Raw genomic sequence first — 15,430 nt, forward strand, 5'->3', positions numbered from 1 at the left:
CTCCTTATTTTTATTTATTTAAATTAGCCGCCACTAATCCAAAATATAAAAACGAGCAATGCAAATTACATCTTTTAAGCAATACGAAGAAGATTATAAGAAAAGCGTAGAAAACCCCGAGCAGTTTTGGGGTGAGGTTGCGCAAAACTTTCAATGGCGTAAACCCTGGTTCAAGGTATTGTCCTGGAATTTTAACGAGCCGAATATCAAGTGGTTTGAAGGCGCTAAACTTAATATCACCGAGAATTGTTTAGACCGTCATCTTGCACTCAATGGCGATAAACCCGCGATTATCTGGGAGCCCAACAATCCGGAAGAAGAACCCGTTACCTATACCTATAAAATGTTGCACGAGCGCGTTTGCCGCTTTGCCAATGTGTTAAAACGTAATGGCGCAAAAAAAGGCAACCGTATTTGCATTTACATGCCTATGGTACCTGAGCTGGCTATTGCGGTTTTGGCTTGTGCGCGTATTGGTGCAGTACATTCGGTTATTTTTGGTGGTTTTTCAGCCAAATCTATTGCCGACCGGATCAACGATTCGCAATGTAAGCTGGTAATTACTGCCGATGGTTCGTACCGGGGCAATAAACAAATTCCGCTTAAAGATGTAATTGACGACGCTTTGATTGGTTGCCCAACGGTAGAAAAATGTATCGTTTTAACCCACATCCGTACTCCTGTTTCCATGTTGAAAGGCCGTGATGTATGGTGGGAAGATGAGGTTAAACACGTGAACGATATTTGCGAAGCGGAAGAAATGGATGCAGAGGATATGCTTTTCATTCTTTATACTTCGGGTTCGACCGGTAAGCCCAAAGGTGTGGTACATACCTGTGGGGGCTATATGGTTTACGCAGGTTATACTTTTGCCAACGTATTTAATTATCAGCCGGGCGAAGTGTATTTCTGTACCGCTGATATTGGCTGGATTACCGGTCACTCTTACATTGTTTACGGACCGCTTTCGCAAGGTGCAACCTCTGTGTTGTTTGAGGGCATACCAACTTACCCAACCCCATCTCGTTTTTGGGATATTGTAGAAAAACATAAAGTAAATACCTTATATACCGCACCTACAGCCATCCGTTCATTAATGAGCTTTGGCGAAGAGCCTTTAAATGGTAAAGATTTAAGTACAATCAGGGTATTGGGCTCTGTAGGTGAACCAATAAACGAAGAAGCATGGCATTGGTTTGATGAGAAAATTGGTCATGGTAAAGCGCCTATTGTAGATACCTGGTGGCAAACGGAAACCGGGGGCATTATGATTTCGCCTATTGCTACCGTAACGCCAACCAAACCTAGTTTTGCTACTTTGCCTTTACCAGGTATTCAGCCTATTTTGGTTGATGAAAATGGTAACGAAATAACCGGGAATGATGTAACGGGTAACCTGTGCATTAAATTCCCTTGGCCAGGCATGTTGCGTACTACTTATGGCGACCACGAACGTTGCAAGCAGACTTATTTTTCTACTTACGAGAATTTATATTTCACCGGAGATGGTTGTTTGCGTGATGCTGATGGTTATTACCGGATTACGGGTCGTGTGGATGACGTGTTAAATGTTTCGGGACACCGCATTGGTACTGCCGAAGTAGAAAATGCCATTAACATGCATGCTGGTGTGGTAGAAAGTGCTGTTGTGGGTTATCCGCACGATGTTAAGGGGCAGGGAATTTATGCTTTTGTAATTTATCCTGAAATGCATGGCGAGGCTGATCTTTCTAAAAAAGATATCCTGCAAACCGTTACCCGTGTAATTGGTGCCATTGCCAAGCCTGATAAGATTTTATTTGTGTCTGGTTTGCCGAAAACCCGTTCAGGTAAAATTATGCGCAGAATTTTGCGGAAGATAGCCGAGGGCGATACCAGCAATTTAGGCGATACTTCTACTTTGCTGGATCCGGCAGTTGTGGAAGAGATTATCGAAGCGGCTAAAGCGCTAAAATAATTGATGTAAAATCAAGAAATATACCATGCCTCCGGAAAACCCGGAGGCATTTTTTTTAGGTGCAGCGTATTTGCTTCCCTATCTGTTTTTTTAAAACAATAATCAGCTTTGCCTGTTTTTTAGATATAACATTAACATTTAGAAAAACATACACGCATGGATAAGTTAGAATTAAAAGGAAAGTGGAATGAAATAAAGGGTAAAGTTAAACAGGCTTATGCCGATTTAACAGATGATGATTTAAAACATGAAGAGGGACAAGACGATGAGTTGTTGGGGAAACTGCAACAAAAAACGGGAAAAGGCAGGGAAGAGCTGGTAAAGTGGATAAATTCCCTCTAATAGTAGTCATGCAACAAAGAAAGCAGTCCAAATTGGGCTGCTTTCTTTGTTTATGCTTTTTTGTTAATGTAGCCTTTAGGTCATAAGTAGGGCTAACCGAAGGTAGTTGAAGGTTTTAAGAATACTTTTGCCCTTATTATAATTTCGGATAACCATGGATGCTAATTCATTAAAAAATATACCTTTCTCGGTACTCGATCTGGCCACTGTTTTGGATGGCCATACAGCCGCCGATACTTTTAAAGCCAGTCTAGCCTTGGCCAAGCAATCAGAAGATTTGGGTTACCGGCGTTACTGGTTTGCCGAACACCATAACATGGCTGGTGTAGCCAGTTCGGCCACTGCTGTGTTAATTGGCTTTATTGCAGGAGGTACCAAATCTATTCGTGTAGGTTCTGGTGGCATTATGTTACCCAACCACGCACCTTTAATTGTGGCCGAGCAGTTTGGTACACTGGCTTCACTTTACCCTGATCGGATCGATTTGGGCTTAGGCAGGGCTCCTGGTACCGATCAGGTTACCGCAATGGCCATCAGGGGCGAAAATATGCACGCGGTACATAATTTTCCGGGTGATATTGATAAGCTGCAAAGGTTGTTCTCGGCCGAAAACAATAAAGCCAATGTTCGCGCCATTCCCGGAGAAGGACTTGATATTCCGATTTGGGTGTTGGGATCGAGCACTGATAGCGCCCGGTTGGCGGCAGAAAAAGGTTTGCCTTATGCCTTTGCCAGCCATTTTGCACCAGCTTACTTTGAGCAGGCCATCGCCATTTACCGCAATAATTTTAAACCCTCTAAATTTTTACAGGAGCCTTATGTAATGGCCTGTGTGAATGTGGTTGCTGCGGATACCGATACAGAGGCTAACCATTTGGCTACTTCAGTTAAAAGAATGTTTTTAGGGGTAATTACCGGTAAAAGAGAGTTGTTGAAACCTGCTGTTGATAATATTGATATTTACTGGGATCAGCTTGAAAAAGAAGCAGTAGAACAAATGCTGTATTATTCTTTTATTGGCAGCCCCGAGACTATTAAAACTGAGTTGAGTAGCTTTATTGCTAAACATGGCGTGAACGAAATCATGAGCACTTCTCATATATACGATCATGAGGCAAAACTGCATTCGAATAAGCTATTCGCCAGCGTTTTCGGATAATTGATCTTTTAAACAAAAAGCGTTCTGATAAGAGATCAGAACGCTTTTCTTTTTTTGCTTTGAGCCTTTTCACCACCTCAGACACCCTAAGGGCATCTAAGCTTTTCGCTTTGGTCTTTAAGCTTTCCTAGTATCCAAAAATTTGCTCCAGGCTTAATTTCGTTACCGGACCAAATTTATTTAAATCGGCCATGTTGATTTTCTTTTCAGAAGCAACGATACAATAGCTGTAAGGTTTGCCCGAAAGGTTATTCTGGTGGAACGATTTTACGTCTGCAAAAGTAAGTGGTTTCAGGTTGGCATATTCGTCAATTCTCGAATCGTGATCGAAACCTAATTTTTTATCTGCAAGGTAGCTGTAAATGATACCATCTTTTGTAATACGGCTGGTTTCCATACCATTCAACGAGTTGGTTTTAGAAAGCGCGAATGATTTATCAGACTCTGGTAAAGTAGTTAACAATTCGTTCATGCCTGCTACTGCCTCATTCATTTTATCGGCTTGGGTTCCTACGTAAGCAACAATGGCATTTTCTTTATCCTTGCTGTTTGGCGAAGAATATACCGCGAAAGTAGAATAAGCCAGCGCTTTAGATTCACGGATGGTTTGGAATACTACCGAACCCATGCCACCACCGAAATAGTTGTTAAATAAAGCAATTTTTGCCGCATTAGCCGGATCATATAAACCTGCATTACGTACCCAACGGATTTCTGCCTGAACCATATCGTAGTCTGCAAAGTAAACTTTGTTCGAATCGGTTTTGGTGTAGGTAAATTTCTTTATTGGGGCAGCATCTGTAAATTCTTTAGCCAAAGGGTGTGCTTTCACAATATCAGCTGAGAATGCAGCAAGTGTTTTAGGACCGTAATAAGTAATGGTGTGTTTGTAATTGGTAAGATTATGTAAGATGTAAATCAGGTCGGCCGATTTCATGTTTTTAATCTCATCGTTAGTTAAACCGTAATTGAAAGGGTTAACTGCACCATATTGTGCATAGCTCATTAAACCACCAAGAATTGATGATTTGTTTAGTTTTGCGTTTTCTCTTGATTTTAATAAACGTCCTTTTAAATCTTCAAGGGCTTTTTCGTTTGGTTTGCAGTTAGCCAAAACATCTTCTACCAAAGCAACTGCTTTTTCGAAGTTTTCCTGTAAGCCGCTGATTGAAACGGTAGTTACATCAGTACCTACATTTACGTTATAGCTGCACGCAATGTTGTAAAAAGCTTTGCTAATATCTTCTGCAGAGTATTTATCAGTGCTTAAGAACGATAGGTATTGCGCTGCATAAGGCAATAATTTGTAATTGTAAGAACCCATATCAAAACGGTAGCTCATACGGAAAATACCATTTTCGGTGTTTTGTACAGCAATTACATCGGCAATGCCTGCTTTACCAAAGTTAAGGTCTTTGGTATAATCCAAAAACTTAGGTGCAATTGGTTTTACTGGTGCAGCAATAATGTTTTTGGTAAATGGAGAAACCTCGTTTACATTGGTTTTAACCGCAGTAATGGCAGGTTTTTCTACTTTAACAATGCTTTTATCTTCGCCTTTGTGTTTCAATATAGAAACATAATTGTTGATGAAAAACTTGTTGGCGAAATCTACAATTTCCTTTTTGGTTATTTTGGCCATCGCATCAGTAGAAGCTAATGTTTTATCCCATTCAGTACCACGGTTTTGGATAAAGGCATTCATGGTTGCATCCGCACGTACATCATTATTATCGAAACCTTGCAGTTCAGCCAGTTTAATGTTAGCCACTGTGGCTTTAATCAGGCTCTCATCAAACTCACCTTTTTTAAGTAATTCTACCTGCTCTAATAATAATTTTTGTGCTTCTTCTAAACTTTGTCCCGCTTTTGGCGATCCCGATAAAATGAAAATACCATAATCTTTCATCGAGTTATAACCTGCACCAGCACGCAACATTTTTTGTTGTTTGTTGATGTTGATATCCATTAAACCGGCTTTGCCGTTAGATAAAATACTACCGATTAAATCCAGCAATAAGCTTTGGTGCGTGTTTTGAGCGAAACCTCTGTAAGCAACATATAAATTCTCGGCACTTGGACCGTAAATATCAACGGTTTGTACCTGAGTTAAAGGTTTTTCAGGAGCCGGATTATAAAGCGTAAATGGCTTTGGAACCATGTAGGCAAAATCTTTGTCGATTTTTTTAATCAGTTCATCATAATTAATATCACCCGACATGATTAAGGCCATATTGTTAGGCACATAATATTTGTTGTAATATTTTCTGATTTCGACCAACGAAGGGTTTTTTAAATGCTCAATGGTACCAATGGTCGTTTGCTGACCGTAGTTGTGTGTAGGAAACAAAGCATAAAGCATTTTTTCGTACATTTTACGTCCGTCGTTATCCATGCCAATGTTTTTCTCTTCGTATACTGCTTCTAACTCAGTGTGGAAAATACGGAAAACCGGTGCGCGGAAACGCTCGGCCTGTACAGCTAAAAATTTATCAATGGCGTTTGATGGAAGATCTTCTTCATAAACTGTTTCTTCAACCGAGGTGTGTGCGTTTGTAGAGCCACTGCCGATTGATTTCATCATCTTATCGTACTCGTTTGCAATAGAGTAGTTCGAAGCCTCCCCAGAAGTTTTATCAATTTCTTTATAGATCTCTTTACGTTTTGCAGGATCGGTAGTTTTATTATAAACTTCGTAAAGCGATTCAATTTTATCTAAAAGTGGTTTTTCTTTAGCATAGTTTAATGTTCCAAACTTATCGGTTCCTTTAAACAAAAGGTGCTCTAAATAGTGCGCCAAACCGGTATTGGTGCGTGGGTCGGTATTGCTACCCGCCCTTACCGCCATTTTATAGGTAATGTTAGGCTCTTTGTTGTTTTGCGATAAAATTACTGTCAAACCGTTTTTTAGCGTGTAAAAACGTGTTTTAGTAGGGTCGTTGGTTACATATTTATATGTAAAGCCGCCCGAGGTTCCTGTTTTCCATTGATAGGTGGTCTGTGCTTTCGCAATAGAACCCGTAATCAGAAAACAAGCCAATGTAAATAGTTTGAATTTCATTGAAATGGTTTTGGTTTATGATCATGCGCTTGTATTTTAGTTTTTTATGATCTGATAAAATACAGCATTCATTTTTAATAAGTTATTTGTTCAAATATATATGCTTTCCGCTAGCTTATGAAATACTTTTTCATTTCAGAACTAAATACACAGGAATAAATGATTTTAGCATATAAAGCAAGTTTATTGTGCCTTGAATTTATAATCTGTATTTTTACCGGCATGACAAAGCAGGGCACAAAACCGAATATTTTAGTTGTAAACGATGATGGAATTACAGCTACAGGTATAAAGAATTTAATGGAAGTAATGCAGGAGCTGGGCAATGTGGTAGTAGTTGCTCCCGATAGCCCGCAAAGTGGCATGGGCCATGCCATTACCATTGGCAAACCCATCCGTTTTGATAAGGTTGAGCTTTACGAAGGCGTTGAAATGTATAAGTGCAGCGGTACACCTGTTGATTGTGTTAAAATTGCCGTTAATAAAATTTTTAAAGGCAAAAAGCCCGATTTATGTGTATCCGGAATTAACCATGGTTTAAATAATTCGGTTAATGTACTGTATTCGGGTACCATGTCGGCCGCGGTTGAAGGTGCTATTGAGAAAATTCCATCTGTGGGTTTCTCTTTGGATGATTTTGCCGCTGATGCTGATTTTAGTCATGCCAAACCTTACATCAAAAATATTTGCGAACAGATACTTGAAAATGGCTTGCCCGAAGGCACGCTGTTAAATGTTAATTTCCCGAAAGGTGATAACCTGAAGGGTGTTAAAGTTTGTCGTCAGGCCAATGCCAAGTGGATGGAAGAATTTGAAGAAAGAACCGATCCTTACAAACGCCCATATTACTGGCTTACCGGCGTTTTCGAAAACTTTGATAAAGGAGAAGATACCGATGTTTGGGCTTTAGAAAACGGTTACGTATCTATTGTTCCGGTTCAGTTCGATTTAACGGCACACCATGCCATTCAAACGCTTAATTCCTGGAATTTTACAGCAGGAAAAGGCTCGTCTAAACAGGTTGGCACAGCTACAAAGGTTTCGGCACCTGATGGCATTAATTTAGGTTAAGGCTATTTTGCTGTCATGAACGAACAGTTAATGAAAATAAACAACTCGGTTTGGGCTGGTCTGGCCATTGGTTTATTGTTGCCGGCTTTCCTTTGCAGTATGGCCTGGTATATCATTCACCATGTGGCTTCTTTGGCAAAAGCCGATTTGCTTTATATTGGTGGTATTGCTATAAATGCCTATACCATGCAGTACTTTTTTAAATACAACAGGGAAAATATCGGGCGGGGCATTTTGGCGGCTACATTTTTATGTGCCTTTGCTTTTTTTGCCTATAAAGTTTCTTAAATGATGGAAAATGGAATAAGTGGGATGGATGGGGCTTACCTTATATCTGCCGTTATCCATTCACATCTTACATATAACCTATGAAATACTACCTTGTAGCCGGAGAAGCATCGGGCGATTTACATGGCGCAAATCTGATGAAGGCCTTAAAAGCCGAAGACGGTGATGCTGTATTCCGCTATTTTGGTGGCGATAAAATGGCTGCAGAAGGAGGGGAGCTGGTAAAACACTATGCCGATATGGCTTTTATGGGTTTTACTGAAGTTATTTTTAACCTGCGTACCATTTTTAAAAACCTGAAAGCCTGCAAGGAAGATTTGTTGGCCTGGAAACCTGATGTATTGATTCTGATCGATTTTCCAGGTTTTAACCTCAAAATTGCCGAGTTTGCCAAGGCACATGGTATAAAAGTTTGTTATTACATTTCGCCAAAAGTTTGGGCCTGGAACCAGAAACGGGTACTTAAAATCAAAAGGATTGTAGATCACATGTTTTGCATTTTACCTTTCGAGGTAGATTTTTATAAAACCTGGGGCATGCAGGTAGATTATGTAGGCAACCCTTTGCTGGATGAAATTGCTCAGTTTACACCTGATCTGGCTTTTCGCGAGAAGCACCAATTGGGCGATCAAAAAATTATAGCCTTATTGCCTGGTAGCCGGAAACAGGAGATAGAACGACTGCTACCTGTAATGTTAAGTGTGGTCGAAAATCACAACGACTATACATTTGTAATTGCTGCTGCACCAACTTTTACTGCCGAATACTATCAGCAGTTTATGGGTGATAAAAAAGCTGTTTTGGTTTTTAATAATACTTATAACCTGTTGCACCATGCCCATGCTGCAATTGTAGCTTCGGGAACAGCCACTTTAGAAACTGCTTTATTTAAAGTACCACAGGTGGTGGTATATAAAGGCGGTGCCATTTCTATTGCGATTGGCCGTTTGGTGATTAAAATTAAATTTATTTCGCTGGTTAACCTCATTGTAAATAGAAAGATCGTATCGGAATTGATTCAGGAAGATTGTAATACACAAAAGATAAACCAGGAGTTAGATCTGATCATTGAAGGCAAAGGTAGAAGCGAAATGCTTGCTGGTTATGACGAGCTTTTGGATCTGATGGGTAAACCAGGTGCATCGGCAAAAACCGCTCGGCTGATTAAGGGGTATTTAAGTTAAATTATTCACTTGTGTTAAGCGGACCGTCATGCCTAACTTGATCCGATGCATTAGCTTTAAGTTCCCGCTTTCGCGGGAATATCGATTTTTCTCACATAACTTGTCGTAGGTAGGAATAAATAAGGTGTGTGATAGCTGGTTTTTCACATTATCTGATGATTATTCAAATAAACTTTAAGATAATTATTCCCTCCTCTTTCTTTCTAAAACGATTAACATAAAAAATGTTAAATTGCGTCTTTTAAGTTGGCAAAAATTTAAAAACTATAATTTTTGTTTAGTTTTGAAATATTAACCTAATAGAACTCCCCAGCACATGAAATCGCTTTCTATCAAAGATATCGCCGTTAAAGCAAACGTATCTATCACTACAGTTTCTTTTATCATTAACGGAAAAGCAAAAGAGAAGTCGATTAGTGAGGCGGTAATAGAAAAAGTAGAGAAAATTATTGCAGAGAGTGGTTATAAACCCAATCAGATTGCACGGAGCCTGCGTACCGGAAATTCGAATATTATTGGTTTAATTATCGAAGATATTTCCAACTCCTTCTTTTCTCGTATAGCAAGGCTGATTGAAGATAAAGCATACAAAAGAGGTTATAAAATTATCTATTCGAGCACCGAAAACAGTATAGATAAAGCGAAAGAGCTGATCAATATGTTTAAATCGCGCAAGGTAGATGCCTATATCATTTCGCCCATAAAAGGGATTGAAGAAGATATCCAAATGCTGATGAATGACGGTAATCCGGTAATTCTTTTCGACCGGAACCTTCCCGACATCAGTACCAGTTATGTAGGTGCCGATCATTTTAATGCTTCTTACCAATCGATCAAAAACTTTATCGACCAGGGTAAAAAGAACATCGCATTGGTTACCATCGATATTAATGTAGCCCAAATCACCGAGCGTTTAGAAGGTTATAAAAAAGCGCTTGAAGATAGTGGAATCAAATACAACGAAGATTTGGTTTTAAAAATCCATTTCAACCAGGAGGAGAGTGAAACCATTGCCCAAATCCAGAAATTATTGCAGCACAAAGCAGTAGATGCAGTATTGTTTGCAACCAATTACCTGGCTATTAGTGGTTTAAAGGCTTTGAAACAAATCGACAAAAAAATAGGCGACGATTTCGCCGTTATCGCTTACGATGACCACGAAGCTTTCGAATTGCATACCCCACGCATTTCGGCCATTCAGCAGCCTTTGGAAGAAATCGCCGAAACCATTATTAAAATGATCTTAAACCAGCTTTCTTCAAAAGCTAAATTGCCTGCAGAAGAGGTAATTATCCCCGCCCGTTTAGTACTCAGAGACTAACAGCAAGTCGGTCTGTTGTCGATTGTCATATTTTTTTTACTTACTAAAACGTTTTATTAATAATTATAATACTTAATATTGATGCGCTAAAACGTTTTAGCCTTACCGGATTAAATTTTTATGAGCATTACACCAATTCCCTGCTGATTATTAAGGGATTGTATCAAGCACAGGTATGAGTCTTGTCATCGCGATTGTCTGTGGTTATCCAATCAAATCTTAATTACAACAATAACATACATATCAGGCACTAGCCCTGTCTGGTTATCGCTCTCGCAGATAAACAACACCAGAAAACAATAACTAATCAATTATAATTAAAACAAAACCGTTAATGAAAATTAATTTACTCAAAATTACGGGGCTGTCTGCTGCCATTGTGCTGCTAAACAGCCCTGCGTTTTCGATGAACGCAAAATTGGGAGTTACAGGAGGACGATCGGGCGAGAGCAAATTATTGCTGCATGCTCCGGTAAGAAAGATCGTTTCAGGAACTATTCTCGATGAAAGCAATCAACCAGTACCCGGCGTAGGTATTAAGAATGTAACTTCAGGTAAAGGTGCTGTAACCGATGTAAATGGAAAGTTTAACATAGAAGCGAATGTAGGCGATCTGATCAGGATCAGCTACGTAGGCTATATAACGCAAAACATCACCATAGCAAACCAAACCACATTAAATATCAAATTAGTGGTATCTGCTGATACCAAGCTGGATGATGTTGTAGTGGTAGGTTATGGTAGCCGCAGTCAAAGAGAATTAACATCTGCTATCACTAAAGTAGACACCACTCAATTCAGGCAAAGTGGTGCCAGAAATGCTTTAGATTTATTACAAGGTAAAGTTGCTGGTTTACAAATTACCAGGAGTAGCTCAAATCCCAATACTGGCGTAGCTATTCAGCTTCGTGGTGTGACTTCAATTTCGGGTACAGCGAGCCCGCTTATTGTAATTGATGGAATTCCTGGCGGTAATTTAGATTTGTTGCAACAAGACGATATCGAATCTTTTACTGTATTAAAAGATGGTTCTGCTGCAGCAATTTACGGTACCAGAGCTAATGCAGGTGTAATTTTGGTTACTACTAAAAAAGGCCGCAAAGGAGCTGCTCAATTCAGTTACAATGGTTACGCCAAGCACGAAACATTGTACGAACGTCCTGATTTCATGAATGCAACTCAATTCAGGGAAAAAATTGCAGCTGGACAATATACTGCGAAGGATTACGGTGGCGACTTTAATTATTTTGACGATCTTATTAATAAAGATAATTTAACGAACTATCAAAATTTATCAGTTTCTGGAGGTAGCGATAAATCAAACTATCGTGGATCATTTACTTACAATAAGTTAGATGGTTTTGCAAGAGAAAACAGCAGAGAACAATATCAATTTAGAATGAGCTTAACACAAAAGGGCTTTAAAGATAAAGTTACTGCTATGTTTAATGTTGCTTCGAACATCAATAGAGCCAATTTATTAGGTGGCGGTGGCTGGGAAACTGTTTTAACCAAAAATCCTACTGAATCATATTATAATCCTGATGGTTCTTATTTATTTACCAGGAATATTACAAATGAGATTGCTCGTTTAGCACAAGAAACAAGTAAAAGAAACCAGCAAACTTATTCCGTTGATGGTAAAATAGACATTGACATTATGAAAGATCTGAAAGCATCAGCATTTGTTGCTTATCAGAGAAATCAGTATATCGATAATCAATATCGTCTACTTGGAAGTCAAAATTCTGTAGAGAATGGTGATGCACCAGGAGGTGGCTATGCTTACAAAGGGACTGAGTTAAATGAAAACTTTAACTTTGAGCCAACAATAGAGTATAGTAAAACGATTAAAGATAAACATCGTTTAACTGGTATGATCGGTTATTCTTACCGTTATGAAGTAAACGAATCTTTCAGTGCAAACAATCGCGGTTATACAAACGATATTTTCGGGGAAAATAACCTGGGTAGTGTGCCAGTTGCAGTAAACAGAATCGGTATTGCCAGTAATAAAAATGATAATACCTTAATCGCTTTATTTGGTCGCGTGCACTATACCTTCGATGGTAAAGTTAACTTAGAGGCTGTACTAAGAAGAGAAGGATCGTCAAAATTTGGAGCCAATAATAAGTGGGCAAGTTTCCCTGCAGTTTCTGCATCATGGGAAATTACCCGCGAAAAATTTATGGAAAATGCCAAATGGCTTAATTTCTTAAAAATTAGAGCGGGATATGGAGAAACTGGTAACTCAGGCTTCGCAAACTATGCATCTTTAGTAACCTTAAGTACAGGTAATCTTTATCCTTTCCCTGGAGGCCAATGGTTACAAACTTACGGCCCATCGCGTAATCCAAATCCTAATTTAAGATGGGAACGTAAAAAGGAATATAACTTAGGATTGGATTTTGCCCTATTCAACAATAAATTGAGTGGTTCTGTTGATGTTTTCAAACGTGATATTGAAGATTTACTTTATACGTATACATCTCCACAACCTCCATATGTTGCAAATAGTATTTATACAAACGTAGGTACAATTTCTGCAAAGGGTATTGAATTAACATTGAGTTATGCCGCAATAAAGAATAAAGACTTTTCTTGGAATGTTGATTTTGCAGGAAGTACCATTGATAATAAACTGGTAACTTTTTCAAATGATGAATTCAGAAGAGATATGGAACAATTTGGAAGTATTGGTGGTGCAGGTGATCTTGGGAACGCGTTCCGTACATACGAAGGTCGTAACATTGGTGAGTTTTGGGGTAAACGTTTTAACAGCTTCACGCCAGATGGTAAATGGTTATTTACTAATCGTGCTGGTCAAGCGGTGCCAAATGCGCAAATTAATACGTCTCCTTTCCGCGATCAAACCGATTTACAGGTCATTGGAAATGCAATTCCGAAATATTACTTGTCTCTAGGAAACACTTTTACTTACAAGCAATTTGACTTGAGGATTTTCTTAAGAAGTAAGTTAGACTTTGATGTATTAAACACGGTTGCTTTATCTTATGGAAACAAATTCGGAACACAGGGTAACTTACTAAACAGTGCTTTTACCAAATATGCAGAAATCAATGATACGTATATGTATTCTGATTATTATTTGGAAAACGGAAGTTTCTTAAAAGTTGATGAGGTAACTTTAGGCTATACTTTCAAGTTTAAAGATAAGGCAGTTAGAAGCTTACGTTTATATGCTGTTGGTCAAAACCTGGCATTATTAACTGGTTACACAGGTAACGATCCTGATTTGATTCAAGATACAGGCTTGGGTCAGGAAATTAATGGACGCAGTTTAGGTATTGATACCAGAAGTCCTTATCCAACAACCAGAAGTTTTGTGTTCGGTGTTAATCTTGGTTTTTAATAATAAGAAAATGAAAACATATAAAAAAATTATGCTATCTGCGCTCTTAGTTTTACCTGTATTATTTAATGCATGTACAAACTTAGATGAGAAGATATATAGTCAGCTAATCACTGATAATTATTACAATAACAAAAACGAAGTTTTATCTGCGGTTTTAAGACCATATACCCACGCAAATGCCTGGGCAACTCCATCAGGTCAGGATGGGTGGTGGAGACCATCAGAACTTTCTGGCGATCAGTTGGCGTGGCCAACCAAAGGAAGACATGGTGAAGATGGTGGTAAATGGAAACGTTTACACTATCATAGCTGGTTGGTTGATGACGGACCATTGAATAACGCCTGGTCTTTAATTTACGGAGGTATTGGATACTGTAACGATCCAATCGAAAACTTAGAAAAGCGCAGCCTGGCACAAATGGGCATAACGCAAATAGAAAAAGATGGTTTTATTGCCGAATTGAAGCTTTTAAGAGCATATCACTATCTAAAATTGATGGATCTTTTTGGAAATATTCCGGTAGTAACCCAAGTGGGTACTCCTGCAAAACCCGAGACCAGACCACGTGCTCAAGTCTTTGCTTTTGTAGAAAAAGAAATCAAAGAAAATATTGATAAGGCACCAAACTTATCAAGAAATATGATTGGCCGAATGACTAAAGCTGGTGGTTATGCCATGTTGGTTGAACTTTACTTAAATGCTGAAGTTTGGACAGGAACTGCCCGTTGGGATGATTGTATTGCTGCTGCTGATAAATTAATTAACAATGAAGCTGGTGGACAGAATGGAACTATGGCACTTGATGCAAACATTACCGATCAGTTTAAAAGCACAAATGATTTATCTAAAGAAGTGATTTTTGCTATTGCTTACGAATTTAGAATTGCTAACTCACAGCCATCATGGACTGGTGAATTCTTCCATTTCCAACAAGATAGAATCTATGGTGGTTCCAGAAATGGAAATAATGGAGTGGTAATGGTTCCAGGTAACTACACCAAGTATAACAATGATGATTTGAGAAAAACAACCTGGTTATTACAAGGCCCTCAAGTTAGATTTGACAATGGGCAGCCAGCACTTGCTTCTGGTGGTAATGAGTACGATGGTCAGCAAATTAATTTTGTTGATGAAATTCGTCGTGCCAAAGTAGGCTCTTCAGTATCTAACATGAGTGAAGGAGAAGAAAACAGTGGTATTCGTTTTAATAAATATAAATTAGGAAACAACGTTGCTGGTATAGTAGGAGGATTGCCTGTTGCAGTTGATCTTAACTATAATTGTACAGACTGGAATTTATATCGCTTAACCTGGATTTATTTTGCAAAAGCCGAAGCATTAATGCGTAAAAATGGTGGTACAGCAAATGCTCAGGCAGTTCAGTTGGTTAACGATTGCAAAAAACGTGCATTTACTTCAGCAACATGGGCTGCAAATGAATACACCACTGCAACTTTAACACTTGATGAGTTATTGAACGAAAGAGGTAGAGAATTTGTATTTGAAGGCTTCCGCCGCGATGATTTAATTCGTTTTGGTAAGTTTACTACAGGAAGCTGGTGGGATCATGCCCCTTCTGCAGCATTCAGAAATTTGTTCCCTATTCCTCAGGTGCAACGTACGCTTAATGTAAATTTAGCACAAAACCCAGGCTATAATTAATAAGTAAC

Annotated in this window: 10 protein-coding genes; 9 read left to right on the top strand and 1 reads right to left on the bottom strand. The window is 38.9% G+C overall.

The window, feature by feature from the left end:
• The first annotated feature begins 58 nt into the window (after positions 1 to 58).
• The 3 genes from acs (at position 59) to BLR37_RS06450 (ending at position 3,458) form a co-directional block, all read left to right on the top strand.
• Positions 59 to 1,957, top strand: a complete 1,899-nt coding sequence (acs, locus tag BLR37_RS06440; RefSeq protein ID WP_090766031.1) for an acetate--CoA ligase — start codon at positions 59 to 61, stop codon at positions 1,955 to 1,957.
• A 156-nt stretch (positions 1,958 to 2,113) separates the two neighbouring features.
• Positions 2,114 to 2,299, top strand: coding sequence for a CsbD family protein (locus BLR37_RS06445; protein WP_025145117.1), 186 nt, complete (start codon positions 2,114 to 2,116; stop codon positions 2,297 to 2,299).
• Between the two features lie 154 nt (positions 2,300 to 2,453).
• A complete protein-coding gene (locus tag BLR37_RS06450) occupies positions 2,454 to 3,458 on the top strand; it encodes an LLM class flavin-dependent oxidoreductase (protein ID WP_090766034.1) in 1,005 nt (334 codons plus the stop codon).
• A 127-nt stretch (positions 3,459 to 3,585) separates the two neighbouring features.
• Here the strand turns inward: BLR37_RS06450 and BLR37_RS06455 are convergent, their stop codons facing one another.
• Positions 3,586 to 6,519, bottom strand: a complete 2,934-nt coding sequence (locus BLR37_RS06455; RefSeq protein ID WP_090766037.1) for a M16 family metallopeptidase — start codon at positions 6,517 to 6,519, stop codon at positions 3,586 to 3,588.
• A gap of 222 nt (positions 6,520 to 6,741) precedes the next feature.
• Here BLR37_RS06455 and surE point away from each other — a divergent pair, with 222 nt between their 5' ends.
• The 6 genes from surE to BLR37_RS06485 all read left to right on the top strand — a co-directional run bounded on the left by surE (position 6,742) and on the right by BLR37_RS06485 (position 15,422).
• Positions 6,742 to 7,590, top strand: a complete 849-nt coding sequence (surE, locus tag BLR37_RS06460; protein ID WP_090766570.1) for a 5'/3'-nucleotidase SurE — start codon at positions 6,742 to 6,744, stop codon at positions 7,588 to 7,590.
• 15 nt (positions 7,591 to 7,605) lie between these two features.
• A complete protein-coding gene (locus BLR37_RS06465; protein ID WP_090766040.1) occupies positions 7,606 to 7,878 on the top strand; it encodes a stationary phase survival protein SurE in 273 nt (90 codons plus the stop codon).
• Between the two features lie 80 nt (positions 7,879 to 7,958).
• Positions 7,959 to 9,062, top strand: a complete 1,104-nt coding sequence (gene lpxB, locus BLR37_RS06470) for a lipid-A-disaccharide synthase (protein ID WP_090766043.1) — start codon at positions 7,959 to 7,961, stop codon at positions 9,060 to 9,062.
• Between the two features lie 316 nt (positions 9,063 to 9,378).
• Entirely contained in the window at positions 9,379 to 10,383 is a 1,005-nt protein-coding gene (locus tag BLR37_RS06475) for a LacI family DNA-binding transcriptional regulator (RefSeq protein WP_090766046.1), read from the top strand.
• Positions 10,384 to 10,717: 334 nt separating this feature from the next.
• Positions 10,718 to 13,756, top strand: coding sequence for a SusC/RagA family TonB-linked outer membrane protein (locus BLR37_RS06480; RefSeq protein ID WP_090766049.1), 3,039 nt, complete (start codon positions 10,718 to 10,720; stop codon positions 13,754 to 13,756).
• Positions 13,757 to 13,766: 10 nt separating this feature from the next.
• Positions 13,767 to 15,422, top strand: a complete 1,656-nt coding sequence (locus tag BLR37_RS06485) for a RagB/SusD family nutrient uptake outer membrane protein (RefSeq protein WP_090766573.1) — start codon at positions 13,767 to 13,769, stop codon at positions 15,420 to 15,422.
• Positions 15,423 to 15,430: the final 8 nt, after the last annotated feature.

It is taken from the genome of Pedobacter soli (assembly GCF_900101435.1).
Classification (GTDB): Bacteria; Bacteroidota; Bacteroidia; order Sphingobacteriales; family Sphingobacteriaceae; genus Pedobacter; species Pedobacter soli.

Coding starts and splice junctions, on each gene's coding strand:
- lpxB (WP_090766043.1), top strand. CDS start 7,959: ATGAAATACTACCTTGTAGCCGGAGAAGCATCGGGCGATTTACATGGC.
- BLR37_RS06480 (WP_090766049.1), top strand. CDS start 10,718: ATGAAAATTAATTTACTCAAAATTACGGGGCTGTCTGCTGCCATTGTG.
- BLR37_RS06455 (WP_090766037.1), bottom strand. CDS start 6,519: ATGAAATTCAAACTATTTACATTGGCTTGTTTTCTGATTACGGGTTCT.
- BLR37_RS06475 (WP_090766046.1), top strand. CDS start 9,379: ATGAAATCGCTTTCTATCAAAGATATCGCCGTTAAAGCAAACGTATCT.
- BLR37_RS06465 (WP_090766040.1), top strand. CDS start 7,606: ATGAACGAACAGTTAATGAAAATAAACAACTCGGTTTGGGCTGGTCTG.
- BLR37_RS06445 (WP_025145117.1), top strand. CDS start 2,114: ATGGATAAGTTAGAATTAAAAGGAAAGTGGAATGAAATAAAGGGTAAA.
- BLR37_RS06450 (WP_090766034.1), top strand. CDS start 2,454: ATGGATGCTAATTCATTAAAAAATATACCTTTCTCGGTACTCGATCTG.
- BLR37_RS06485 (WP_090766573.1), top strand. CDS start 13,767: ATGAAAACATATAAAAAAATTATGCTATCTGCGCTCTTAGTTTTACCT.
- acs (WP_090766031.1), top strand. CDS start 59: ATGCAAATTACATCTTTTAAGCAATACGAAGAAGATTATAAGAAAAGC.
- surE (WP_090766570.1), top strand. CDS start 6,742: ATGACAAAGCAGGGCACAAAACCGAATATTTTAGTTGTAAACGATGAT.